Raw genomic sequence first — 25,503 nt, 5'->3', positions numbered from 1 at the left:
ATATATTTTATTTATTCACAAAACTTATAAACATGCATTATAATCTTATCAATATTATATTATATCAATTTGTTAATTTATTTTCAAACATTTTGTAGCTTTTTGTCAAATCTATTTAAATAAAATAGCTTGTACAATGGCTGTAATAAGGTTTACAGCCATTGTAAATTTATAGATATTATTTTCACAACTTCTAAATATTTATTAATATTATTAACTTTTTTATTATCTTTTAACAATTAATGAAGTTCCTTGTCCTCCACCAATACATAGTGTAGCTAAACCAAGTTTTGAATCTCTCTTAGCCATTTCATATAATAATGTAACAAGTATTCTTGCTCCTGAAGCTCCTATTGGGTGACCTAATGCTATAGCTCCACCATTTACATTAGTTTTTTCTAAATCTAATCCTAATTCTTTAACTACTGCTAATGATTGGGCTGCAAAAGCTTCATTTGCTTCTACTAAATCCATATCTTCAATAGTTAGATTTGCTTTTTCTAATGCTTTTCTTGATGCTGGTATTGGGCCAGTTCCCATAATGCTTGGATCTACTCCTGCTGAAGCATAGGATACTATAGTTGCTAATGGTTTAACTCCTAATTCTTCTGCTTTTTCTTTTGACATAACAACTAATGCTGCTGCACCATCATTAATTCCTGAAGCATTACCAGCAGTTACAGTACCATCTTTTTTAAATGCTGGCCTCAATTTTGCCATTCCTTCTATAGTACTACCAAATCTTGGATGTTCGTCAGTATCTACTACTACAGGATCACCCTTTCTTTGAGGCACTTCTACAGGAACTATTTCATCTTTAAATCTTCCAGACTTAATAGCTTCTTCAGCTCTTAATTGGCTATTTAATGAAAATTCATCTTGTTCTTCTCTAGTAAGATTCCATTGTTCCGCTACATTTTCGGCAGTAATACCCATATGATAATCATTGAATATATCCCAAAGCCCATCATGAATCATATAATCTACTACTTTTCCATCGCCCATTCTTTGGCCCCATCTAGCATTATTTAATAAATATGGAGCTCTACTCATATTTTCTGTTCCACCTGCTACAACTACATCAGCATCTCCAGCCATTATAGCTTGTGCTGCTAATTCAACAGTTTTAAGTCCTGAACCACAAACTTTATTTACTGTAAAGGATGGTACTTCTACTGGAATTCCAGCACGAACTGATACTTGTCTAGCCACATTTTGACCTAACCCAGCTTGAAGAACATTACCAAAAATTAATTCATCAACTTGATCTTCTTTAATTCCAGCTCTTTTTATAGCTTCTTTTACTGCAACAGTTCCTAAATCTACTGCTGCTACATTTTTAAATGAACCTCCAAAAGTTCCAATAGGTGTTCTAACTGCACTTGCAATAACAACTTCTTTCATAATGTATACCTCCCATTTATAATTATATTTATTTTATTATATATTATATGTGCATTGCACAAGTGGCACATATAATATATGCAAACTACATGCCAAGTTTTTTTAAAAAATCGAGTTATACATTTAATATATATTCCATATTACTATTCCATATTACATAAATATCGTTATTAAAATAACAATCTTCGTGAAAAAAATAACTTGTTTTTGTTTGATTCTTTCTACTTAATTATAACATATTCATTATATAATTCAAACAATTTTCTACATTTTACTATTTAAATTGTTCTAAAATAATTTGAACAATTCGCTGTGATGCCTTCCCGTCTCCATAAGGATTAACTGCATTGGCCATATTATTGTACTCATTTTCACTTGACAAAAGTAAATCTAATTCATTAAAAATATTTTCTTTAATTGTTCCAACTAATCTAGCAGTTCCAGCTGATATACCTTCTGGTCTTTCAGTTTCTTTTCTTACAACTAATACAGGTTTGCCTAGGCTAGGAGCTTCTTCTTGTAATCCACCAGAATCTGTAACTACTATATGGGCTTTTGCCATTAAATTTGTAAAAGGTTCATAGTCCAATGGTTCAATTAAATGGACATTGTTATTTCCATCAAATACTTTATTTGCAATATTTCTAACCTTAGGATTTAAATGAACTGGAAATACTACTTCCACGTCATCATATTTTTTTGTTATTTCATCTACTGCATTAAATATATTTTCCATAGGACTACCTATATTTTCTCTTCTATGAGAAGTAAGTAAAATAACTCTTTTATTTTCAAAATCTATATTATTTAATAATTCATCCTTAAATACATAATTTTCTTTCACTACATGGAATAATGCATCTATAACTGTATTTCCAGTTATGAATATTTTTTCTTCAGGATAACCTTCTTTAAGTAAATTTTCCCTACTCTCATTTGTAGGAGCAAAATGATAATTAGTTACAATTCCTGTAAGCTTTCTATTAGCTTCTTCTGGATAAGGAGAGTATATATTTCCACTCCTAAGTCCTGCTTCTACATGTCCTACTTTTACTTTTTGATAGAAAGCTGCTAATGCACCTGCAAATACAGTAGTAGTATCTCCTTGGACTAACAGTAAATCTGGCTTAGTTTTTATAATTATCTCTTCTAATCCTTCCAATCCCTTAGTAGTTATTTCCGTTAGACTTTGTCCAGGTTTAAATATGTCTAAATCATAATCTGGCTTTATTTTGAAAATATCTAATACCTGATCTAGCATTTCCCTATGCTGAGCAGTTACACATACTATATTTTCAATTTCTTCCACATCTTCCATTGCTTTTACAATAGGAGCCATTTTTATTCCTTCTGGCCTAGTTCCAAATACAGTCATTACTCTAATCTTTTCCATTTATATCCCCCTATTTTTTATTTCTTTCCATTTCTTCTTTTGTTTTCAACACATAATTTCCCAGCAAATATTATAGTAAGTAAAATAATTATACCTGATATAATTACTACTTGCCCACTATTAAATTTAGATACAGCTACTGCACAAAATCCAAATAACCCACTTATTAAATACATTATAAAAACAGTCTGTTTTTGATTTAATCCTTTATTAAGAAATTTGTGATGAAGATGTTCTTTATCCGCCTCCATTATGGACTTGCCATTTAACAATCTTCTAAATATTGCAAAAGTAGTATCAAAAATAGGCAGACCTAGAACTATTATAGGAGCTACTATGGCTATAGCAGCTGCACTTTTCATCACTCCTTCTATCGTTACAGTTGAAAGCATAAATCCTAAAAATAATGCTCCTGTATCTCCCATGAATATTTTAGCCGGATTGAAATTAAAGGGCAAAAAACCTAAGCATGCACCAGCTATTATAGACGATATAATCATAATATGTATATATGAACTATTCATTATACCATTTGCATTATAAGCAATAAAGACTAATGATAAACTAGCTATCATAGCTACCCCAGCTGCCAATCCATCAAGTCCATCTATTAAATTCAATGTATTAGTTATTCCAACTACCCAAAAAATAGTAAATGGAATAGAAAGCCATCCTAGATATATAAGGGTATTTTCCTTTGAAAATGGATTAGTTATAAAATCAATCTTCACATCCCCAGATATAATGACTAAACTTGCAGCTATTTGAAAAATCAGCTTCATTCTAGGACTTAAATCCATTGAATCATCAATTATCCCTGAAGCAACTATTATGCTACTACCAATAATTATAGAAACTAAAGTCCTATCTAGCGGTATGAATATAATTGCCGAAATAACTGTAGCTATATATATAGCCAATCCTCCTAGTAAAGGAACAGGCTTTTTGTGAACCCTTCTACCATCCTTTGGTATATCTATAGCTCCAATTTTATATGCGACTTTCTTTGCAACTGGTGTCATAAAAAATGAAATCAATGTTGCTGCTATAAATGGAATCAAAAATCTTGCCATAATTATTTATCGCTCCTTCGGAACTCCCTTTTAAGATTTTATAATAATTATTTTAATAAGTCAAAGCTTATCTTTATATTGTTCAACATAAGTTTTAAATATCCTTTTTAAAAAAATTAAAAAGATGGAGTATATACTCCATCTTTTATAAACATTTTACCACTTTTTATATTATTTTTCTACTATTAGAATTTCTTCTTAAATTTTATAATAATTATTTCAACAAGTCAAAACTTATTTTTCAATATTATCTAACATATATCTCGGATGTTCTTTTTATATCTATCTTTCTTCAGTTGTACATGATCTTAAACTTAATTCTTCTGAAGTACTTCCTTGCTTTTTAATTTTTACATCAGGTTCTGATGGTATATCAAAACTAGGTATAAATCTATCCCAACCCGTACGAGTGAAAACTATCATGGAAACAACTGCAATAATACCCATGAAATTATACTTTATAATATCTGTAGCTTGAAATTTGTGCAGAGGATAAACTGCAGATGCAATTCCAATATAGAAATTCACATACACATGCCATGGAATAAGCTGGGAGCCAAATACACCTAATGAACTTCCAAAGGCTGCATTTCTAAGTCTTAGTTTATACATATCCTCTTTACTAGCTTCCACATTATCATCTGTAAGAGTTTTGATAATAGGTCCAATAGTTACTATTTGTGCCATTTCATCAGAAAGAGCCGCATTGCCTAGTAGACAAAGTAATGCATTACAAGTCATAAGTTGTTTTACACTCTCAACTCTATTTGCTATGAAATTAGATAGTGGTGCAAAAGCATCCATTTTAGTCATAATTCCACCAAAAGCTCCTACCCACATCATCATCACTATAACCCAGCTTCCTGCCTCTGAAAATCCAGAATATATTAACCCTTCTTTTCCTAGAATTTGAGTAATTTCGGTAACTGTCCCTGCAAACGATCCTAATATTAAAGATGTTGCTATTCCAATACCTAGACAAGCTATTGTTGGTAATCCTTTAACTGCAACTACTATAACAAGTATTAAAGGAATAATCATATAAAATGGTACTCCTGTTTTTACCTGATTTAAAAGGACTATAGCAGAAGGGTTTTCAGATTCTAAAGCTTTCCAAACTTCTCCTGGAATTTGATTGATAGCCTCGGCTGCATTTGCTGTTGTATTAGGTAATCCCATTCCAACACTTACTACAAAAAACAATACTGCAGTAAGTACTAAACATAATATAGCCCATACTCCTTGATGCTTAATTCTATCAATTACTTCTACATCTTGGATACCAGAGCTTACTACTGTAGTATCAGAAATAAGTCCAATGTTATCACCAAAACATGCTCCACCTGCAACTGCAGCAGTTGTAAGTAAAAGATTTCCATCTACTATGTGATTCAACCATAAAAATATAGGTGCACATGCTGCAAATGTTCCCCAAGATGTACCTGTTGCTACTGAAAGAACACTAGTTACAATAAGTCCAGTTACAGCTACCGTTTTTCCAGTAAGCCCTAATTTTAAAGCCATATTTATTATAGCTGCTCCTACACCTGTAGCCATAAAACATTCTGCCATAGCATAAGCCATCATTAAAATAAAAAATACTAATTGCATTTCTTTTACATTATCTACTGCACAATCGAGTATTTCTTCAAAAGAAACCTTTTCAGTAAAATGTGCTATAACTGCAGCATAGATAGTAGCTATTGGGGAGGCTAATAGTGCATCCATTCCTCCAATCATTAATCCTGCCATTAAAAACACTGGTGAAAGTCTTAACAAAGCCATTTAAAAATCTCTCCTTTTAGTTAGTTAGTATTTTAGTTAGTACAAATTTTAATAAATATTTATATATGGACTCAAATGCAAACCCTTTCCAGAATGAGAAAGCGAATACATCTAAGTACTAGTAAATGATTGTTGATATAAGTATTTAAGCCATGTAGATTCCTATATTTAAATAAATATTATTATATTTAAAAGAGAATACTAAATTCTCAAATTTTCTATTTAAAGATTTTATCCTATTTTTCTATATAAGTCAATTGAGCAAAAATTGTTAAAATAAACACAACAATTATAACAAAAATACAGAAAGCTCTTGTAAATAGTAGTTATATAAAGAATTAACTTACTAAAAAAACTATCTTAAAGTAATTAATTACTTTAAGATAGTTTTTTTGAAATTTATATTATTTTTCTACTGCTAATTCTTTTTTCTTCAGCTTTACTTCTGGCTCTGATGGCATTGCAAATTTAGGTATGAATCTATCCCATCCTGTACGAGTTAGAACTACTATAGATATTACAGCTATCATAGCCATAAAATTGTATTTAATAATATCTGTATTTTTAAACTGATGCAATGGATAAACTGCTGTAGCGATCCCTACGTAGAAACTTATATACACATGCCATGGTATAAGTTGGGAACCAAATACTCCTAATGCATCTCCAAAAGTTGCATTTCTAAGTCTTAATTTATACATATCTTCTTCACTAGCTTCTACATTGTCATCTGTAATAGTTTTTATAATAGGTCCAATAGTTACTATTTGTGCCATTTCATCAGAAAGAGCTGCATTTCCTAAAATACAAAGAAGAGCATTCCAAGTCATAAGTTGTCTTACAGACTTTGCTTTCCTTGCTATAAATTTGGATATTGGAGCAAAAGCATCCATTCTAGCCATTATTCCACCAAAAGCTCCTACCCACATCATCATTACTATAACCCAACTTCCTGCATCCGCAAATCCAGTATATATTAACCCTTCTTTTCCTAGAATTTGAGTAATTTCGGTAACTGTCCCTGCAAACGATCCTAATATTAAAGATGTTGCTATTCCAATACCTAGACAAGCTAGCGTTGGTACTCCCTTAATTGCAACTGCTATAACAAGTATTAATGGAATAACCATGTAAAATGGTACCCCTTCTTTTACTTGATTTAAAAGAGTTACAGCAGAAGCATTTTTTTCTTGTAAAACTCCCCATACCTCTTCTGGAACCTGATCAATAGCCTCCTCTGGATTACCTTTTACATTAGGTAGTCCCATTCCAACACTTACTCCAAAAAATATTATTGCTGCAAGAACTAAACAAATTATAGACCATGCTCCTTGATGCCTAATTCTATCAATTACTTCTACTCCTTGAATACCGGAGCTTACTACTGTAGTATCAGAAATAAGTCCAATGTTATCACCAAAACATGCTCCACCTGCAATAGCTGCTGTAGTAAGTAAAAGATTTCCATCTACTATATGGTTTAACCATAAAAATATAGGTGCACATGCTGCAAATGTTCCCCAAGATGTGCCTGTTGCTACTGAAAGAATACTAGTTACAACAAGTCCAGTTACAGCTACCGTTTTTCCAGTAAGTCCTAATTTTAAAGCTATATTAATAATAGCAGCTCCTACTCCTGTAGCCATAAAACATTCTGCCATAGCATAAGCCATCATTAAAATAAAAAATACTAATTGCATTTCTTTTACATTGTCAACTGATGCTTCTAAACTATCTTGAAAAGAAACCTTTGAGGTTACTCTTGCTATAATAGCAGCGTATACTGTAGCTATTGGTGCGGCTAATAGTGCGTTAATGCCTCCAATCATTAATCCTGCCATTAGAAACACTGGTGATAGTTTTAACAAGGTCATTAGATATCTCTCCTTTTATTTTTTTATTTTAGTTATTAGAGATTAATGAATAAAATATTTATATGTAAACTCTCCTTACATAAGGAGAAGTCATACATCTTAGTATAGCTACATAATCAAGGGTAAAACTTATTACATCGCCAATTTTATAGTCCATATCACAATTAGTTATATTTAAAATTAAATGGTCACTACTACTTCCAAGTATATTTATATCTTTGTTGTCTGGAATCATAAATTCAGGATCACAATCTTGCTTTCCTATAGCACATATAGCCCTTTTCATCATTCCTTTATCCTCAAAAGTTGGAACATTTCTAAAAGCATCCATTGCTTTTTCTCCTATAGGCATAGAAGGTTTTTCTTGTATTTCCACAATTTCAGCCTTTAGTTTAAAAGCATCATTATAAGTATTTGGTATCATTGTCCAAGTTACCTCTACTAAACCAAGAAGTATAGATGTACCAAGTCTCATTTGGTTTATACCTTTTGGTAATCCACCATTTTGTATCAAACATAGAGAACTTGAATTCCCACCAGATATAAGCTCTAATTCTATATTAAATATTTTTTCTATTTCTTCTTTAATTTTTACAAGTTCACCCATATTTTCTTCAGAAGGAATAATTGCACCATAACAAGTTAAATTAGTACCTATCCCTACTAACTTAACACCTTCTAATTCTAATATTTTTTCAACTGTTTTAAGAATTTCACCTTTATTTTTATAAAAAATTCCTTCTCTTAAATCTCCTAAATCCACCATCAAAACAATTTCATGAATCTTTCCTGCCTTTATAGCCTCTTTAGATATAGCCCTTATTGTTTCTATTTGTGAATTAAGGGATATATCTGCAAACTCAACTAAGTTTTCTACCTCACTTATACCTGGAAGCCTTAAAAGCATTTTCTTAGCAGGTATATCTTTAAACTTTGCTAAATTATCCAATTTAGAGTCACCTAATATACCTATTCCTCCATCTACCATAGCTTTTGCAAGTTCAGTAGAGCCACTAGATACTTTAGTTACACCAACTGGATTTACTCCATGATTTCTACATATATTGGATACTACTTTTGTATTATGTTTTATTTTTTCAAGATTGACTTCAATAAATGGATATTTCAATATTCTTTCCCCCATTTTAATTTGATTTTAAAATAAAAATTATTTAGACAGGATTTAGAAAACGTTTTTTTAAAAGATTAAAATTAGACATGATGTCTTATAATACCTCTACAATCGACTCGTTTATATTTTAACATATTTTTTTCCACAATGCATGTATTTTTTTATGAAGATTTGTTTACAAATGTTTTTATGTAAGTACTTTATTCTACAAATATCACAAAAATCCTTTATTTTCTCAAAAATTTTACAATTATATTAAATATTTAATATAATGTTTTATTATATATTGATTATACCAATATACTTTATATATTTATAGTCAATATTTTTTAGTAAATTATCCAAATTATCCAAAAAGAAATCCACTTCAATATTGAAGTGGATTTCTTTTTATTATTATTTAGTTCCAAATAGTCTATCTCCTGCATCTCCAAGACCAGGAATTATATATGCATCCTCATTTAATCTTTCATCTACTCCAGCTACATATATATCCACATCTGGATGGGCTTTTGAAACTTCTTCTAACCCTTCTGAAGCTGCAATAAGATTCATTAGTTTGATATTAGTAGCACCTTTATTTTTTAGAAATTGAATAGCAGCTACTGCTGATCCTCCTGTTGCAAGCATAGGATCTAATACTATAAGCTCTCTTTCCTCAATATCTTGAGGAAGTTTGCAATAGTATTCTACAGGCTTGAAAGTTTCAGGATCTCTATAAAGACCTACATGTCCAACTTTAGCTGCTGGCAATAAATTCAACATGCCATCTACCATACCTAATCCCGCTCTAAGTATAGGAACTAGTCCTAGTTTTTTCCCTGCTATTACCTGAGATTTTGTTTCAGCAACAGGAGTTTCAATATTAATATCTTCAAGAGGAAGATCTCTTGTTACCTCATAAGCCATTAACATAGAAACCTCTTTTACTAGTTCTCTAAATTCTTTAGAACCAGTATTTTTATCTCTTATAAAAGTTAATTTATGCTTGATCAGTGGATGATCTAAAATTACTACCTTTCCCATAAACAAGACTCCTTCCATATAGTTTAAGTTTTTCTCTTAAAAATCCTTATACATTATAACATATACTTAGTCTCTATGTCAGAAATTTTATCCACTCTTCTTTTATGTCTTTCACCTTGGAAACTTGCTTTAAGCCAAGTAGAAACTATTTCTAAAGCTAAATCTTTCCCTATTACTCTTCCACCTAATGCAAGAACTTGTGCATTATTATGTTCTACAGACATTCTGGCTGAGTAAGTATCACTACATAATGCACACCTTATGCCCTTTACTTTATTGCAAGATATAGATATGCCTATACCTGTTCCACAAATAACTATTCCTCTATCACATTCCCCATCTTTCACAGCTTCTGCTACTTTCTTTCCAAATTCAGGATAATCAACTGAATCTAAAGAATTGGTACCATAATCAATATATTCTACTCCTTCCTTTTCCAAAAAAACTTTAACTTCTTCTTTCAATTCATATCCTCCATGATCTGAACCTATAGCTACTTTCATAAATATTCCTCCTATTTCTATATTTTTTCTACAATTTTTTCTAAAGCTTCTTTTATCTCATCTTTAGCCTCATTATAAGCCCTAAGACCTTTTCCATAAGGGTCTATTATATCTTCTTCAACTCCAAAGGCATATTCCTTTAAAGTATAAATTTTCTCCTTCACTAGGGGATAAGTTCTTAATAATATATTTTTATGTCCACTAGTCATAGTAAGTATCAAATCTGATTCTTCTAAAAGTTTTCTATCAATCGTTTTAGATCTATGATTAGAAATATCTATTCCTTCTCTTTTTAAAATTTCTATAGCTTCCCTACTAGCACTATTTCCTTCCATTGCAAATACTCCAGCAGATTTTACATTTACATTTCTTATTTCTTTTCTGTCTAATAAATCTTTAAAAAGTCCCTCTGACATACTACTCCTACAAGTATTCCCTGTACAAACAAAAAGAATTTGCTTCAAAATTCTTCTCTCCTTTACACCTTTATTATATTTCCGCCACAAGCTTTTTTCATTCTATTCATAATAGCTGTTCCAATACCTGTAGTATCTACTCCTTCAGCTAATATTATATCTACATTTAAATCATCAAATTGTCTCAATACTTTAAATAAATTTTTAGCTATTGTGTCTTTTTCTTTCCTACTTCCTACTACTAGTATATTTTCACCACTATATTCTTTTTTTGTCTCCTCAGTTGCCATTATACCCAGTTTTTTTCCTTCTTCTTCTGCTTTTTTAGAATATTTTTTTATTGCAGAAGGAATATCTTCTATATTTCCCGAGAAAACTATCATTTTAGCCTTTGGTGCATAATGCTTATATTTCTGTCCTGGAGATTTAGGAACTATGTCTTCATCATCCTTTATTATACTTTGATCATATTCAACTTTGGGAAATATTTTTATTAGATCTTCATAAGTTACTCCACCAGGTCTAAGTATAGTAGGTATGTCCTGGGAAATATCTAGTACAGTAGACTCTACTCCTATTCCAGTATCTCCTCCATCTATAATCATATCTACTCTTCCATACAAATCTCTAATAACATGTTCTGCATTTGTTGGACTTGGCTTGCCTGAAAGATTGGCACTAGGAGCTGCAATAGGTACTTTTGAATATTTTATGATTTCCGAAGCTATCTTGTGTTTAGGCATCCTAATAGCTACAGTTGATAGCCCTCCTGTTAGTTTTTTAGATACTTTCTCACTCTTTTTAAATATAAGAGTAAGAGGGCCAGGCCAAAAACTTTCCATAACTTTCTTTGCCTTTTTATCTACAGTTTCCACTAGTAGATACACTTCTTCTACATTATTTACATGGAGAATTAAAGGATTGTCTTGAGGCCTTCCCTTAGCTATAAATATTTTATCTATTGCCTTATCATCAAAACTATTAGCACCTAAACCATAAACTGTTTCTGTAGGAAAAGCTACTACTCCTCCTTTTTTAATTATATCTGCAGCTTTGTAGATTGTCTTTATATCTGGATTATCTTTTTCTACTTTTTCTACAATAGTTTCTATTCTAACCATTATATCCCTTCTCCTTATTATCTTTTCTTCTAACTATATATTATACACGAATTCTTTAATATTAAGTAGCTTTTTAGTTCTTTATATTCATATATAAGAATAATAATAAAATAGACAATAGTTTAGGAGGTAGATCATGGAAAATATTTTAACTATTACTTTAGTGGGCTTTTTTGTAGGAATGGTTGGCACTGGAATTGGAGGTCTATTTGCTCCTTTTATTAAAGGAACAAACCAAAAGTATGTTAGTTCTTTACTTGGACTTACTGGAGGAATTATGCTAAGTATTGTAGCTTTTGAACTTCTACCTCAATCTTATATATTAGGTGGGATAATCACAGAAATAGTTGGGATATTGGTTGGAATTATTTTAGTTGTTTCTATAGAGGAAATGACTTCTAAAAAAGATTACGATTCCCTTTTCAAAAGTGGAATTGTTTTAAGTATAAGCATGGGAATACATAATTTACCTGAAGGATTGGCTATAGGTTCAAGTTTCATGGCTGATAATGAAATGGGAATCACTCTAGCATTAGCAATACTTATTCACAATCTTCCAGAAGGCCTAGCACTAGCTATACCTCTTAAGGCAGGAAAGCTTTCTAATTTAGAAATAATTTTAATTACATTCTTTGTAGGAATTCCTACTGGAATAGGTAGCTTCATAGGTGCTTATGTTGGAACTGTATCTAATTTTTTAATATCTTTTTGTTTAGCACTTGCAGGAGGAACTATGCTCTATATAATATGTAATGATTTAATTCCAAATGCCAAAGATTTACATAGTGGAAGAACTGCCACTGTATGGATAATTATTGGCTTCATACTAGGCATGATAACAGTTTTTTAGTTATACTAATAAAAAAACCCTTCCATTGGAAGGGCTCTCTGATTTTAACCTACTTGTTTTAATTTTTCAGCTTGGTCTGTTGTTATGAGTGCATCTATTATTTCTTCAATATCTCCATCTAAAAATCCTTCTAATCTATGAATAGTCATATTAATTCTATGGTCTGTTACCCTACCTTGTGGAAAATTATAAGTTCTTATTCTTTCACTTCTATCGCCTGAACCTACTTGACTTCTTCTTTCCTGAGCAATTTCTGCATTTTGTTCCGTCATAAGTTGATCATAAAGTCTAGCCTTAAGAATCTTCATGGCTTTATCTCTATTCTTATGTTGAGATTTTTCATCTTGACAGGATACTACCATTCCTGTAGGTAAATGGGTGATTCTAACTGCTGAATCAGTGGTATTTACACTTTGACCACCATTTCCTGAAGAACGAAATACATCTATTCTTATATCATTTGGATTGATTTCCAAATCTATATCTTCAGCCTCTGGAAGAACTGCCACTGTAGAAGTAGATGTGTGTATTCTACCACTAGCCTCAGTTTCTGGTACCCTTTGGACCCTATGAACACCACTTTCATATTTTAACTTACTATAAGCACCTTTTCCCTTAATCATAAATATTACTTCTTTAAATCCACCAATACCTTGATTGTTTGAATCCATCATTTCAACTTTCCAACCTTGTTTTTCTGCGTACATAGAATACATTCTGAAAAGATCTCCTGCAAATAATCCTGCTTCATTTCCTCCAGCTCCAGCTCTTATTTCTACAATAACATTCTTATCATCATTTGGATCCTTAGGTATAAGTAGTATTTTAAGTTCCTCTTCTAAAGCTTCAACTTCTAATTCTAATTCAGATATTTCTCCCTTTAGCATTTCTTTAAATTCATCATCTAATTTTTCCTTAAGCATTTCTTTATCTTCTTCTAAAGTTTCTAAAGCCTTATTGTATTCCCTATATTTCATAACTATAGGCTCTATTTCTGCATGTTCCTTAGCAAGCTTTTGCCATTCTTTTGTATCTTCTATTACTTTAGGATCAATTATTTTTTGGCTAAGTTCTTTATAATCATTTTCCAAAAAATCTAATTTGTCTATCATATTTTCACCTCCAAAATTTTTCATCTATATATAAATACACTCATAATCTAAAAAAGTAATACTCCTGCTACTCCTGCCAATACAATGGATAAAATAGGATGAATGTTTTTAAAAGATATTAAATAAAATAGTACCACTCCTATTATAACACTCTTAAAATCTATAAATGCATTTCTTGCTACACTAATACTTGCTGATATGATAAGTCCTAAAACTACTGGTCTTATACCTATAAAAGCCCAATCTACATAGGGTGAATCTTTAAATTTTGATAAAAAATGAGCTATTAAAATTATTATCACAAAGGAAGGTAGTACTACAGCAGTAGTTGCCAATATAGAACCTAAAATTCCTCCTACTTTGTATCCTAAAAAAGTAGCAGAATTTATGGCAATAGGTCCTGGAGTCATTTCTACTATAGCTAATATATCTATAAACTCTTTATTAGTTAACCAGCCATGAACCTCTATTGCTTCATTCTGAATAAGTGGAACCATAGCATATCCACCACCAAACGTAAAAGCTCCTATTTTTAAAAATGATAAAAAAAGTTTTAATAATTCCATTATTTCTTCTCCCTATTTTTATAGTATCCTATAGAGCCAAAGGCTGCTACAAGTATTATAATTATTGGACTTACATTGAATACAACTACAGCCAAAACTGTAATTAAGCCAATGGCTAACATATATTTATTAACATTCATACCTTTTCCAATTTTATATACTGCTGAGAAAACTAAAGCTGCTACTGCTGGTCTTATTCCTAAAAATGCTTTTTCTGCTATAGCATTATTTCTATATTTCCAAAGGGATGTTACAATTAAAAGTATGATTAAAAAAGAAGGCAGAACGGTACCTAATGTACAGACAATAGAACCTTTTACACCTTTTAATTTATATCCTACATAAGTACTTGTATTTACTGCCACAGGTCCTGGTGTTACTTCAGCTATTGCCAATATATCAACAAATTCTTCATCACTAAGCCATTCTTTTTTTTCTACCACTTCATCTTGAATAAGTGGAACCATAGCATATCCACCACCAATAGTAAAAGCCCCTATCTTAAAAAAAGTTTTAAACATTTCAAAGTACATAATATTCCCCCTTTATGGCACTCTTCCAACTACTACTCTATCTAATCCTTGAAAATCCTTTATTATATATATATCCTTAAATCCATTTTCATTGAACAATCTTTTCACATAAGTGCCTTGATCATAACCTATTTCAACTGCTAATATCCCTTCTCTTTTTAGATATTCTTTACTATCTGGTACTATTTTTTCATAATATGAAAATCCTGACTCTCCTCCATCTAATGCATTTTTAGGCTCATGTTCTCTTACTTCTATTTGTAGTTTAGATATATCTTCTGTAGGTATATATGGAGGGTTTGATACTATTATATCTACTTTTCCTTCCAATTGTAAAGTTTTTATTCCATTAAATAAATCTCCTTTATAGAATTTTACCTTGTTGTTTAGTTTGAATTTATCTCTATTTATTTTAGCTACTTTTAAAGCTTTATCATCTATATCCACTGCAAAGACTTTTATATTTTCTAAATAATATGCAAGAGTCAAGGCTATACAACCGCTTCCAGTACCTAATTCTACTATATCTAAATATTCATTTTTAAATTCTTCATTTACCTTATTTATAATCCATTCAACTAATATTTCCGTATCTGGCCTAGGAACGAGGACTCCTTCTTCTATATAAAAATTCAGACCATAAAATTCTTTTTCTTTTAAAATATAACTTAAAGGCCAACCTTCTTTTCTCTTTTCTATGAAATCTAAAAACTTATCCACAATTTCCTTATTAACTTCCTCATTACCATGTGTATAAATATAGCTTTTATCTACATTTTGTAGATAAGATAGTATAATTATAGATTCAGATATAGGATCTAAATATTCTCTCTTTCCTAATTCTTTAACTCCTAATTTTAAAAGTTCATTTATTTCCACAAATCATCCTCCTTATCCTTTACTAAAACACCTTTCAATGCTTCAATGGCTACTTCAATTTGCTCATCATCTGGTTCTCTAACTGTAGCAATTTTTTGCAGCATAAGTCCAGGATAGGATAGTATATAGGCAAATATTCCATTACTCCTACCTATAATTTTATTTATTTCATAAGATATTCCCGCTATTATAGGAAGCATGAGAAGCCTTATTAGAAACCTTTTAACTGGATTTGGCCATCCAAATAAAGATAGTACCAAAACACTTACTATCATTACCATAAATAAAAAGCTAGTGCCGCATCTAGGATGTAATATAGGATATTTCTTTACATTTTCTACTGTTAATTCTTCTTCATTTTCATAACAATGAATTGTTTTATGTTCTGCACCATGATATTCAAAAACTCTTCCTACATCTTCTATTTTTGAAATAATTATTACATATATTAAGAAAAATATTATCCTTATTAACCCTTCTATAAGGTTTAAAACTATAGGGCTTTTTACAGTTTTTTTTACTAAACTTGTTAAAAACATAGGCCCTGCCATAAATACTACTATTACTATTAATAATGAAAATAATAGAGAAAAAATTATCTCGGCAGTTTCAGATTTATCTTTAAAGACTTTTTCAAAAAAACTTTCAGATTCATCTTCTATATCTTCTTCATAAAATTCTGCTGAATACATTAAAGTCTTAGTTCCTACAATCATTGCCTCTACTAATCCAACTATTCCTCTTATAAAGGGTAGTTTAAAAAGTTTATTTCTAGAAGCTATATTATCTATTTTTTCTTTTTTGATTTCTATTTCATTGTCTGGCTTTCTTATTGCTATAGCTATATCTTTAGGTCCTTTCATCATGACTCCTTCTATAACAGCTTGCCCTCCAATAGTAGTCATATGTTTTGGAATCCTTTTTATATCTTTTATTTTCAATTTAAAACCCTCCAAATCTTTTATAAAGTTATTATACCATATAAAATTTATTGGATACAATTTTCATATTTTACCTAATTTTAGACAAAAATAAAGGCTAGATATAAGCATCTAACCTATTATTAAGAAACATTTATTCCAAACCATATTTTTTCTTGAATTTTTCAACACGTCCACCTTTTTCAGCAAACTTTTGACGGCCTGTAAAAAATGGATGACATTCTGAACAAACTTCAACTCTCAATTCCTTCTTAGTTGAACCAGTTTTAAATGTATTTCCACAAGCACAATGTACTGTAGCTTCGTAATATTCTGGATGTATTTCTTTTTTCACGATGCTCACCTCTCTTTTACACATTTCAACTCATATATTATAGCACAATAGAGTATCTATTTCAACTTCTTAAGACCAAATTTTTTTCCTCATAATCTCTATGAAAGTATTATTATCTTCAGTTTGCATAAGGTCTTCTGTTATAGTTTCTGTCACATCTTGAGTAGGGGAATTGCCTAAGGCTTTTCTTATACCCCAAATAGTTTCAAGTTCTTTTTGATTTAATAGAAGTTCTTCTCTTCTAGTACCGGATTTGTTTATATCAATGGCAGGGAAAATTCGTTTTTCTGAAAGTTTTCTATCTAAATGAATCTCCATATTTCCTGTCCCTTTAAATTCTTCAAAAATTACATCATCCATTCTACTGCCTGTTTCAACTAATGCAGTAGCTAATATAGTTAAACTTCCACCTTCCTCTAGATTTCTTGCTGCTCCAAAAAATCTTTTTGGTTTATGTAATGCACCTGGATCTAATCCTCCTGAAAGGGTTCTGCCGGTTGCAGGAATAGTTAAGTTGTAAGCTCTGGCAAGTCTTGTAATACTATCTAGAAGTATTATTACATCTTTCCCATGTTCCACAAGTCTTTTTGCTCTTTCAAGCACTATTTCTGCTACTTTTGTATGATGTTTTGGAAGCTCATCAAAAGTAGAATATACTACATCACCTTTTACTGATCTTTTCATATCAGTGACTTCTTCAGGTCTTTCATCTATTAAAAGTACTATTATTTCCATCTCTGGATGATTAATAGAAATAGCATTGGCAACTTTCTTTAGAAGAGTAGTTTTTCCAGCTTTAGGTGGGGAAACTATCATACCTCTTTGGCCTTTTCCTATAGGAGCCATCAAATCTATCATTCTCGTAGAAAGTTCTCGGGGAATTGTTTCAAGATTTAATCTTTCTCTAGGATATATAGGAGTTAGAGTATCAAAATCTGGTCTTTTAGGTGCTGTATCTGGATTTAGACCATTTACGCTTTTTACATATAGAAGGGCTTTATACTTTTCTCCTTGTTTTGGGGGCCTCGTTATACCATATATTTTATCCCCAGTCATTAGTTTAAATCTTCTGATCTGAGAAGGGGATACATATATATCTTCATCTCCAGAAAGATAATTATCACATCTTAAAAAGCCATATCCATCATTATGGATTTCTAGAATTCCCTCTGCTGCATTGATATCATCCATTTGCTCTAATTCTTCTGTAATTTTATTTGGCAAGGCTGATGTATTTATGTCCTTAAGCTTTACATTATTCTTTGGTTTATACGATTTCTTACAGTTCTCTGCTTCTTTTGAATTCTGCTTGGCACTTATCATATCTATCAACTCTCTTTTTTTGTACTTATAAGGGCTCTTAATATCCAAATCTTTAGCAATATCACGTAGCTCTGTAATTTTTTTACCCTCTAATTCTACTTGGGTCAAACAAATCCACCTCCACAATATTTAAAAACTATATCATTCAGAAATAAACTATATAGGAAAATAAGATAGAAAAAGGAAAGGGAAACTCCTGTAGTAGCCTACAGGAATTTATTTAGCATATTCAGGTTTTTTATCTAATTTATGAAGAGCTTCTACAAATCTAATAGTACCTGTTTCAGATCTCATAACTACAGAATAAGTCCTAGCCATATTACTCTCATAATATACTACACCTTTTAAAAGTTCACCATCTGATATACCAGTAGCTGCAAACAATATCTGATTCCCACTAGCTAAATCTTCCATAGTCAATATTTTATCCACATTTGCTCCCATTGATTCACATCTTTTTCTTTCATCATCATTCATAGGATATAACTTTCCTTGAAATTCACCTTCCATACATTTTAAAGCTGCTGCTGCTATTACCCCTTCTGGTGCACCACCTATTCCCATAAGTACATCTACACCAGAATGTTCGAAACATGTAGCTATGGCTGCTGCTACATCTCCATCACTAAATAATTTAATTCTAGCTCCTGTTTCTCTGATTTTTTTTAAAAGCTTATCATGTCTTGGCCTGTCTATCACAGTAACAGTTAAATCTGAAATATCTTTATTTAAAGCTTTTGCCACATTGAATAAATTTTCTTCTACAGATGCATTTATATTTATAGAACCTTTTGCCTTTGGTCCCACTGCTATTTTATCCATATACATATCTGGTGCGTGAAGAAGACATCCTCTAGGGGCTACTGCTACCACAGATAATGCATTTGGAAGACCCTTAGCTACTGATGTAGTTCCATCTAGCGGATCTACTGCAATATCCACTTCAGGGCATCCCTTTTGAGCCTTTCCTATCTGTTCCCCAATATACAACATTGGTGCCTCGTCCATTTCTCCTTCACCTATTACCACTTTTCCATCAATATTCACTGTATCAAACATCTTTCTCATTCCATCTACAGCCGCCTGATCTGCTACTATTTTATCGCCTCTACCAAGATATCTAGCACTTTCCAATGCTGCTGCTTCTGTTACTCTGACTAAATTTAAAGCTAAATTCCTATCCATCTAATAAACCACTCCTTATTTTGGACTTACCCCTTCCCAATCCTTTAAGAACTGTTTTATTCCAAGATTTGTCATAGGATGTTTAACCATTTGCTCAAAAACATTGTAAGGTATAGTAGCTATATGAGAACCTGCCCTTGCAGCACTAAGTACATGCATAGGATTTCTAACACTTGCAGCTATTACTTCTGTTTCTATACCATAATTATTATATATTTCAACTATGTCTTTTACAATATCTATTCCTTCATTTCCTATATCATCCATCCTACCTACAAAAGGACTTACATAACTAGCTCCAGCTTTTGCCGCAAGTAATGCTTGACTTGGAGAGAAAACTAAAGTTACATTAGTTTTTATATTTTCATTACTTAATATTTTAACTGCTTTAAGACCTTCTTTTGTCATTGGTATCTTAATAACTATATTGTCATTTATACTAGCCAATTCCCTAGCCTCTTCAACCATTCCATCACTTTCAAGGGAAATAACTTCTGCACTTATAGGTCCATCTACTATACTAGATATTTCTTTTATAACTTCTTTAAAATCCCTACCTTCTTTTGCAATTAGTGATGGGTTAGTAGTTACACCACATATTACTCCCCAGTTATTTATTTCTCTTATTTCGTCAATATTTGCTGTATCAATAAATAGCTTCATTATAGTTCCTCCTTTATGCTCTTCCAGCTGAACCAAAGACACGCATTTTTTCTGCAACAATCTTACTCATATTGGCTCTAGCAGGTTTTAAAATATTTCTTGGATCAATTTCATCTGGATTTTCCTTTATAAATTCTTTTATTGCATCTGCAAATGCCATTCTTACATCTGTATCTATATTTATTTTGTTAATTCCTAGACTAACTGCCTTTTCAATATCATCATAGGATACTCCACTAGAACCATGTAGTACTAATGGCATATTTGTCATTTTCTTTATAGTTTTTATTCTATCAAAGTCTAATTCTGGCTTTCCTTTATACACACCATGAGCAGTTCCTACTGCTATAGCAAGATAATCTACATCTGTTTCCTTTGCAAATCTCAATGCTTCATCTGGATCTGTCATAGTAGCATCTTTTTCATCTACTTTAATATGGTCTTCTGTACCACCTATTTTTCCTAATTCTGCTTCTACTGATACACCTACTGCATGAGCAATTTCTACTACCTTTTTAGTTAATTCAATATTTTCTTCAAGTGGAAATCTTGAACCGTCAACCATTACTGAGGTAAAACCATTCCTTATACATAACATTACTTGGTCAAAGTCTGTACCATGGTCTAAATGAATTGCTACTGGAACTGTCGCTTTTTCAGCAGCTACCTTAGCTAATTTAGAAATATAATCTATTCCTGCATATTTTATTCCTCCTTGGCTAGCCTGCAATATAACTGGGGATCTAGTTTCTTCAGCAGCATCTATAATAGCTTGGATTATCTCCATATTATTTATATTGAAAGCTCCCACTGCATAACCATTTTTATGTGCATCCTGCAATATCTCTTTACCTGTAACTAACATGTCAAAATCCTCCTTTTTATTTTCCACTTATCATTATGCTAATTCTATTATATCATCTTTTGCCTTATTACACTATTATCTCTCCTTAGTATTTTTGTTTTTTTCAATTATAGAATCAATATAAACAATATTATGCTTGTGCATAACTATCTTTTCTTTCTTTTGCAATACTTCCAAATCTTCTTCTGTCTCTGCATATATTATTTGTATACTATTGCAATTTAAACATCTTAATTCAATTCTATCAAGAAAAACTTCCATTATTATATTACTAATTCCACAATCACAATTAATATTTCTATCTTTACTTAATCTATCTAATTTATTCAAAGAAGCAACTAATATTTTAAAGTTTTTAGAATAATTATCAAATCCTGAACCTGTTAACAATTTTTCAAAATTTATCTCCCGTTCATTTAACAAACTTTTAGCATTCTCTTTCTTTCCTATAAAACATATCTTTATATCTTCCATGCAAAAAATAGTGTTATCCCATCTCAATAACTCTTTGAGAGTATATCTATATATATGTTTGTGCCCACATACAAAACAATTTAACTTTATCCAATAAATTTGATAATCAGTAGTTTTTATGGATACATTTTTTTGGCCACATTTACACCTAAATTCTACTTCTTCATTTCTAGGAATATTAAATATATTTAAATTATATATTTTTATTCTACCGCAAGTATTACATCTTATAAGTAGAGTTCTATGCCCATAAATTACCAAATTAAGCACCTCCTCTACTTTTTTAAATTCTTCATAAACTTTTTAAATCCTTCTATTTGTCGATTTTTCTTTTAAAAAAATTATTAGGTAGAAAAATGATGCTTTCTACCTAATTTTGTCTTTATTTTTTAATATTTTACTTTAGCAATAAGATTCTGCAAATCTTGAGCTAGTTCGGCTAAACTTTCACTAGCAGAGGCAATTTCCTCCATAGCTGCTGTTTGCTCTTCTGTAGCTGCTGATACATTTTGGATTTGAGAAGATACATCCTCACTAATTTTTTTCATACTTTGAGATGAATTCATTATTTCATTGCCTTTTCCCACTATCCCTTCTAGATAATTGGTCATACTATCCATTTCACCACTTAAGTTCTTTACCAAATCAGTTATCTCTCCAAATACAGTCTTAGTAGTACCTACTACTTCTAATCCTTCCTCTACATTTTTTATATTTTCCTCTGCCAAACTATTTGTCCTACTTATTATATTGTTATTTTGGACTATAAGATCGCTTATTTTATCAGAAGCTTCTCCTACTTCTTCTGCAAGCTTCCTTACTTCTTCTGCCACTACAGTAAAACCCTTGCCTGCATCTCCAGCTCTAGCTGCTTCAATAGCTGCATTTAATGCAAGTAAATTAGTCTGTTCTGATATGGAGCGAATTATATCTACAAATTCATTTATCTTATCTGAGCTGTTCATTACTTCTTTAAGAGAAGTATATACCTCTTCAGTGCTAGAATTTATATTTTCCATCCTGTTTATTGCTTTTCCAATATCTTCTCTTCCTATATCCGATTTTTCATTAGCAAATTGGCTCAATTCAGATATTTTTTCTCCTCTTTGTAGAGCTTCTTCTAAATTTGTACTAATATCCGACATAGAAGTTATAATACCTATTACTTTATTAAATAAATTCTCACTATCTTGAGAAACTACTGAAGATGAACTGGCTACACTTTCTTGTGCTGCAGTAGATTCTTCAGAAGTACTGGCTAATTCTTCTGAGAAAGAAGCTACTTGTTCACTACTTTCAGCTACTTCTTTTACAAATGTTCTTAAGCTATCAGTAGTCTTTTGGAATGAATTAGCTAGATCTCCTACCTCATCTTTCATATTTAAAAATTCATCATTTATATCTTCACTAATATTTAAATCAGCAATAGCTTCTGCAGACGTTGTAGCTTTCACAATAGGTTTTGATATATTCCCTCCCATTATATAACTGAAAACTATTGCAATAACTGATAAAATAATTCCTATGATTAAAGACCTTGTGACCATTGAATTTAAAGGTTGCTCTACTTCTTTTACTGGTATAGAAAAACCTATTGTCCAATTTGAATATTCTATTGGGACTGTTAAAAAATATTTATCTACATTATCATAATCTTTTATAATTTCTATATTTTTCTTTCCATCTTTATTTTTAATAAGCTTATCTATTTCCTTACCCATTACATCTGTAGCTTTTGTAAATCCTTTTTCCTTTGAATACATGAAATCTTTATTATAATGAACTAAAATATTCCCATCATCGTCTATTAAAAACCCTTTAGAGCCTTTTAAAGGCTTTGCTTTAGATGTAATATCCATAAGATGATCTATAAATATATCAGAACAAAGAACTGCCTTTGTTTTCCCATTTTCCTTTATAGCTTTACCCATAGTAACTACAACTTTTTCATGCTCAACATCTACATAAGGTTTAGACAAAGCTACGCCATTACTTTCATCTGCCCTAATATACCAATCTTTCTCTCTCACATTATAATCATCTGGTATTGGTATATACCCTAAATGAGTAACCAATTTATTTTCTTCAGGCAATCCCATGAAATATTCAATTATATCTGGATTTGTATCATTTTTGTATTTAAAGTATTTAGATAAATACTCTGGACCATAAATATTATCCTTCTTATCTTTTTCATCTTTTTCATCTTTTTCATCTTTTTCATTTTTTTCGTCATCCTTCTTATCAGCCTTTTGATTATCCTGATACTTTAAATCTTGCTCCATTTCTTCAATTATTTTGCCTTGTACCCTTAACCAACCATCTATTTCTTTTCCATACCTATTTCCTGCTTCTTCTAAACTTCCAAGTTGTCCATCTATTATATGTCTAGAGGATGTTCTATAATTCATAAAAGAAACTGCAAAAATACTTACTAAACATATAATGCAACAAAAAATAACAATTTTTGACTTTATACTTTTCATCTAATTTCTCCCCCTTGAATAGAATATGTAACATTAATAATATCGACAAAATAATAATATTATTAAACAAAATAAAGGAATAATACCTTATTATAACAAGATATTATTCCTTTAACATATTATCTTATATTAAACTATTTTAAAGGCTTAAGACCTAATATTTCTCTTGCTTCAACTGGTGTTGCAACTTCTCTTCCTAGTTCTTTCGCCATTCTCACTACTTTTTCGACTAATTCAGCATTTGACTTAGCTAAAACACCTTTTTCAATATAAACATTGTCTTCAAATCCTACTCTTGCATGACCACCCATTATTATAGCTGCCATTGCCATAGGCATTTCATATCTTCCTACTCCTGAAACTGTCCAAGTAGAACCTGCTGGTAAACTATCTACTAAAAATGCTAAATCCCTAACTTCTGCATTCATCTGTACCCCTAGTACAAAATCAAAATGCATAGGTGCTTTAATAAATCCTTGCTTATGATATCTTATAGCTAAATCCACCATGCCTTTGTCAAACACTTCTATTTCAGGTTTAACATCCTTTTCCATCATTACTTTTCCAAAATTTTTAATAGTATTTTCTGTGTTAACAAATATTTCATCTCCACCAAAGTTCAATGTTCCACAATCTAATGTAGCCATTTCTGGATTTAACTCTACTGGTTGAAGTCTTTCTTCATCACTCATACCTACTGCTCCACCTGTTGATGGCTGAATTATTACATCTGGACATCTTTTTCTGATTTCATCCATACAAGCTTTAAATCTTGCCTTATCTTGAGTTGGGATACCATCATCATTTCTTACATGTAGATGTATAATACTCGCCCCTGCTTTATATGCTTGTTCTGCTTCTTTTCCAATTTCTTCTACAGTATACGGAATATTTGGATTGTTCTCCTTAGTTACTTCGGCTCCGCATATTGCCGCTGTTATAATTAGTTTATCCATAGGATATCACTCCTCTATAAATATTTAATCCGTTCTCAATAAACCTTATTTATTTCTTTGTTTATCCTTTGGAACTACACAAGTTCCTGATGCTTTACAAACTACTATAGGTTCTTCTAATACATCACATGCTGAATCATTAAGATCTGGTCTTGGTTTAATAACTTTTCTAGCTTCAAACTCCATTTTTCTTGAACTATTTCCAACCTTAACTATTTTTCCAACTGCTTCAATATAGTCTCCTGCATATACTGGTGCTAAAAATTCCACATCATCATATCCTACAAAAAGTCCTTCATCTCCATCGTGTCTAATAAGTAATTCTGTAGCCACATCACCGAACAATTGTAACATCTTAGCTCCATCTACAAGATTTCCACCATAATGTGCATCTCCTGCACTCATTCTTATCCTTATCATTGCATCTTTCATTTAAATACCTCCATACTCAATAATAGTTTTTAATCATTTTTATTATAACATAATTAAGCATATAGTTTTTCAAATATGTCTCTTAGAGCTTTAGACTCTCTCATAATTTGTAGTGAAATTTCTGCATGACCTTTTGTATAGCCATTGCCTATAACCATTTCTATGTCTTTTCCTACT

The 25,503-nt window shown here is 31.1% G+C and carries 25 protein-coding genes; 1 reads left to right on the top strand and 24 read right to left on the bottom strand.

Annotated features, from left to right (window positions below; genetic code table 11):
• Positions 1–225: 225 nt before the first annotated feature.
• The 10 genes from NSA23_RS11295 to NSA23_RS11250 all read right to left on the bottom strand — a co-directional run bounded on the left by NSA23_RS11295 (position 226) and on the right by NSA23_RS11250 (position 11,727).
• On the bottom strand, positions 226–1,407 hold the full coding sequence (locus tag NSA23_RS11295; RefSeq protein ID WP_276505344.1) for an acetyl-CoA C-acetyltransferase: 1,182 nt from the start codon (positions 1,405–1,407) through the stop codon (positions 226–228).
• A 271-nt stretch (positions 1,408–1,678) separates the two neighbouring features.
• Positions 1,679–2,788, bottom strand: coding sequence for a non-hydrolyzing UDP-N-acetylglucosamine 2-epimerase (gene wecB / locus NSA23_RS11290; RefSeq protein ID WP_042678790.1), 1,110 nt, complete (start codon positions 2,786–2,788; stop codon positions 1,679–1,681).
• A gap of 26 nt (positions 2,789–2,814) precedes the next feature.
• Positions 2,815–3,870 carry a glycosyltransferase family 4 protein gene (locus tag NSA23_RS11285; RefSeq protein ID WP_042678750.1) on the bottom strand — a complete coding sequence of 352 codons (1,056 nt, stop codon included), beginning with the start codon at positions 3,868–3,870 and terminating at the stop codon, positions 2,815–2,817.
• A 282-nt stretch (positions 3,871–4,152) separates the two neighbouring features.
• Positions 4,153–5,655, bottom strand: coding sequence for a Na+/H+ antiporter NhaC family protein (locus NSA23_RS11280; protein WP_042678751.1), 1,503 nt, complete (start codon positions 5,653–5,655; stop codon positions 4,153–4,155).
• Between the two features lie 404 nt (positions 5,656–6,059).
• Positions 6,060–7,529, bottom strand: coding sequence for a Na+/H+ antiporter NhaC family protein (locus tag NSA23_RS11275; protein WP_042678752.1), 1,470 nt, complete (start codon positions 7,527–7,529; stop codon positions 6,060–6,062).
• 58 nt (positions 7,530–7,587) lie between these two features.
• Positions 7,588–8,658, bottom strand: a complete 1,071-nt coding sequence (gene orr / locus NSA23_RS11270; protein ID WP_097668013.1) for an ornithine racemase Orr — start codon at positions 8,656–8,658, stop codon at positions 7,588–7,590.
• A gap of 399 nt (positions 8,659–9,057) precedes the next feature.
• Positions 9,058–9,687, bottom strand: coding sequence for a uracil phosphoribosyltransferase (gene upp / locus NSA23_RS11265; protein ID WP_042678754.1), 630 nt, complete (start codon positions 9,685–9,687; stop codon positions 9,058–9,060).
• Positions 9,688–9,740: 53 nt separating this feature from the next.
• Entirely contained in the window at positions 9,741–10,190 is a 450-nt protein-coding gene (gene rpiB / locus NSA23_RS11260) for a ribose 5-phosphate isomerase B (protein WP_042678755.1), read from the bottom strand.
• 17 nt (positions 10,191–10,207) lie between these two features.
• Complete coding sequence (locus NSA23_RS11255; RefSeq protein ID WP_257490554.1) at positions 10,208–10,654, bottom strand: low molecular weight protein arginine phosphatase; 447 nt, start codon at positions 10,652–10,654, stop codon at positions 10,208–10,210.
• A 14-nt stretch (positions 10,655–10,668) separates the two neighbouring features.
• Positions 10,669–11,727 (bottom strand): L-threonylcarbamoyladenylate synthase, encoded by a 1,059-nt coding sequence (locus tag NSA23_RS11250; protein WP_042678756.1) that lies wholly within the window; start codon positions 11,725–11,727, stop codon positions 10,669–10,671.
• A gap of 136 nt (positions 11,728–11,863) precedes the next feature.
• Between NSA23_RS11250 and NSA23_RS11245 the strand changes: the two genes are divergently transcribed.
• Positions 11,864–12,577, top strand: coding sequence for a ZIP family metal transporter (locus NSA23_RS11245; protein WP_042678757.1), 714 nt, complete (start codon positions 11,864–11,866; stop codon positions 12,575–12,577).
• A gap of 44 nt (positions 12,578–12,621) precedes the next feature.
• Here the strand turns inward: NSA23_RS11245 and prfA are convergent, their stop codons facing one another.
• From prfA to kal, 14 genes are all read right to left on the bottom strand, one after another.
• Positions 12,622–13,689 carry a peptide chain release factor 1 gene (prfA, locus tag NSA23_RS11240; protein ID WP_042678758.1) on the bottom strand — a complete coding sequence of 356 codons (1,068 nt, stop codon included), beginning with the start codon at positions 13,687–13,689 and terminating at the stop codon, positions 12,622–12,624.
• Between the two features lie 47 nt (positions 13,690–13,736).
• Positions 13,737–14,255 carry a chromate transporter gene (locus NSA23_RS11235; protein WP_042678759.1) on the bottom strand — a complete coding sequence of 173 codons (519 nt, stop codon included), beginning with the start codon at positions 14,253–14,255 and terminating at the stop codon, positions 13,737–13,739.
• Complete coding sequence (locus tag NSA23_RS11230; RefSeq protein WP_042678760.1) at positions 14,255–14,788, bottom strand: chromate transporter; 534 nt, start codon at positions 14,786–14,788, stop codon at positions 14,255–14,257. Before NSA23_RS11230 ends, NSA23_RS11235 begins: the two co-directional genes overlap by 1 nt.
• A gap of 12 nt (positions 14,789–14,800) precedes the next feature.
• Positions 14,801–15,667, bottom strand: a complete 867-nt coding sequence (gene prmC, locus NSA23_RS11225; protein WP_042678761.1) for a peptide chain release factor N(5)-glutamine methyltransferase — start codon at positions 15,665–15,667, stop codon at positions 14,801–14,803.
• Positions 15,658–16,608 (bottom strand): DUF1385 domain-containing protein, encoded by a 951-nt coding sequence (locus NSA23_RS11220; RefSeq protein ID WP_257490553.1) that lies wholly within the window; start codon positions 16,606–16,608, stop codon positions 15,658–15,660. The genes prmC and NSA23_RS11220 overlap by 10 nt, the downstream gene beginning before the upstream one ends.
• A gap of 133 nt (positions 16,609–16,741) precedes the next feature.
• A complete protein-coding gene (gene rpmE / locus NSA23_RS11215; protein WP_042678763.1) occupies positions 16,742–16,942 on the bottom strand; it encodes a 50S ribosomal protein L31 in 201 nt (66 codons plus the stop codon).
• 69 nt (positions 16,943–17,011) lie between these two features.
• Positions 17,012–18,373: a transcription termination factor Rho gene (gene rho / locus NSA23_RS11210; RefSeq protein WP_042678764.1), complete on the bottom strand. Its 1,362-nt coding sequence runs from the start codon at positions 18,371–18,373 to the stop codon at positions 17,012–17,014.
• A 108-nt stretch (positions 18,374–18,481) separates the two neighbouring features.
• On the bottom strand, positions 18,482–19,450 hold the full coding sequence (gene glpX, locus NSA23_RS11205) for a class II fructose-bisphosphatase (RefSeq protein ID WP_042678765.1): 969 nt from the start codon (positions 19,448–19,450) through the stop codon (positions 18,482–18,484).
• A gap of 15 nt (positions 19,451–19,465) precedes the next feature.
• Positions 19,466–20,113, bottom strand: coding sequence for a fructose-6-phosphate aldolase (gene fsa, locus NSA23_RS11200; RefSeq protein WP_257490552.1), 648 nt, complete (start codon positions 20,111–20,113; stop codon positions 19,466–19,468).
• Between the two features lie 13 nt (positions 20,114–20,126).
• Positions 20,127–21,005, bottom strand: coding sequence for a class II fructose-1,6-bisphosphate aldolase (locus NSA23_RS11195; RefSeq protein WP_257490551.1), 879 nt, complete (start codon positions 21,003–21,005; stop codon positions 20,127–20,129).
• 48 nt (positions 21,006–21,053) lie between these two features.
• Positions 21,054–21,713, bottom strand: a complete 660-nt coding sequence (locus NSA23_RS11190) for a hypothetical protein (RefSeq protein ID WP_042678768.1) — start codon at positions 21,711–21,713, stop codon at positions 21,054–21,056.
• A 128-nt stretch (positions 21,714–21,841) separates the two neighbouring features.
• Positions 21,842–23,938, bottom strand: a complete 2,097-nt coding sequence (locus NSA23_RS11185) for a methyl-accepting chemotaxis protein (RefSeq protein ID WP_042678769.1) — start codon at positions 23,936–23,938, stop codon at positions 21,842–21,844.
• Positions 23,939–24,072: 134 nt separating this feature from the next.
• Positions 24,073–24,894 carry a 3-keto-5-aminohexanoate cleavage enzyme gene (gene kce / locus NSA23_RS11180; RefSeq protein ID WP_042678770.1) on the bottom strand — a complete coding sequence of 274 codons (822 nt, stop codon included), beginning with the start codon at positions 24,892–24,894 and terminating at the stop codon, positions 24,073–24,075.
• Positions 24,895–24,939: 45 nt separating this feature from the next.
• Positions 24,940–25,326, bottom strand: coding sequence for a 3-aminobutyryl-CoA ammonia lyase (gene kal / locus NSA23_RS11175; RefSeq protein ID WP_042678771.1), 387 nt, complete (start codon positions 25,324–25,326; stop codon positions 24,940–24,942).
• Between the last annotated feature and the right edge of the window lie 177 nt (positions 25,327–25,503).

This window comes from Anaerosalibacter massiliensis (assembly GCF_024623155.1).
GTDB classification, from domain to species: Bacteria; Bacillota; Clostridia; order Tissierellales; family Sporanaerobacteraceae; genus Anaerosalibacter; species Anaerosalibacter massiliensis.
Note: the sequence above shows the minus strand (reverse complement) of the source record. Positions and strands in the feature narration are given on the sequence as shown.

What these genes read in the sequence shown, in the direction of transcription:
- NSA23_RS11285 (WP_042678750.1), bottom strand. Translation starts at nt 3,870, where the DNA reads ATGGCAAGATTTTTGATTCCATTTATAGCAGCAACATTGATTTCATTT.
- NSA23_RS11280 (WP_042678751.1), bottom strand. Translation starts at nt 5,655, where the DNA reads ATGGCTTTGTTAAGACTTTCACCAGTGTTTTTAATGGCAGGATTAATG.
- NSA23_RS11275 (WP_042678752.1), bottom strand. Translation starts at nt 7,529, where the DNA reads ATGACCTTGTTAAAACTATCACCAGTGTTTCTAATGGCAGGATTAATG.
- upp (WP_042678754.1), bottom strand. Translation starts at nt 9,687, where the DNA reads ATGGGAAAGGTAGTAATTTTAGATCATCCACTGATCAAGCATAAATTA.
- rpiB (WP_042678755.1), bottom strand. Translation starts at nt 10,190, where the DNA reads ATGAAAGTAGCTATAGGTTCAGATCATGGAGGATATGAATTGAAAGAA.
- NSA23_RS11250 (WP_042678756.1), bottom strand. Translation starts at nt 11,727, where the DNA reads ATGGTTAGAATAGAAACTATTGTAGAAAAAGTAGAAAAAGATAATCCA.
- NSA23_RS11245 (WP_042678757.1), top strand. Translation starts at nt 11,864, where the DNA reads ATGGAAAATATTTTAACTATTACTTTAGTGGGCTTTTTTGTAGGAATG.
- prfA (WP_042678758.1), bottom strand. Translation starts at nt 13,689, where the DNA reads ATGATAGACAAATTAGATTTTTTGGAAAATGATTATAAAGAACTTAGC.
- NSA23_RS11235 (WP_042678759.1), bottom strand. Translation starts at nt 14,255, where the DNA reads ATGGAATTATTAAAACTTTTTTTATCATTTTTAAAAATAGGAGCTTTT.
- NSA23_RS11230 (WP_042678760.1), bottom strand. Translation starts at nt 14,788, where the DNA reads ATGTACTTTGAAATGTTTAAAACTTTTTTTAAGATAGGGGCTTTTACT.
- glpX (WP_042678765.1), bottom strand. Translation starts at nt 19,450, where the DNA reads ATGGATAGGAATTTAGCTTTAAATTTAGTCAGAGTAACAGAAGCAGCA.
- fsa (WP_257490552.1), bottom strand. Translation starts at nt 20,113, where the DNA reads ATGAAGCTATTTATTGATACAGCAAATATTGACGAAATAAGAGAAATA.
- NSA23_RS11185 (WP_042678769.1), bottom strand. Translation starts at nt 23,938, where the DNA reads ATGAAAAGTATAAAGTCAAAAATTGTTATTTTTTGTTGCATTATATGT.
- kce (WP_042678770.1), bottom strand. Translation starts at nt 24,894, where the DNA reads ATGGATAAACTAATTATAACAGCGGCAATATGCGGAGCCGAAGTAACT.
- kal (WP_042678771.1), bottom strand. Translation starts at nt 25,326, where the DNA reads ATGAAAGATGCAATGATAAGGATAAGAATGAGTGCAGGAGATGCACAT.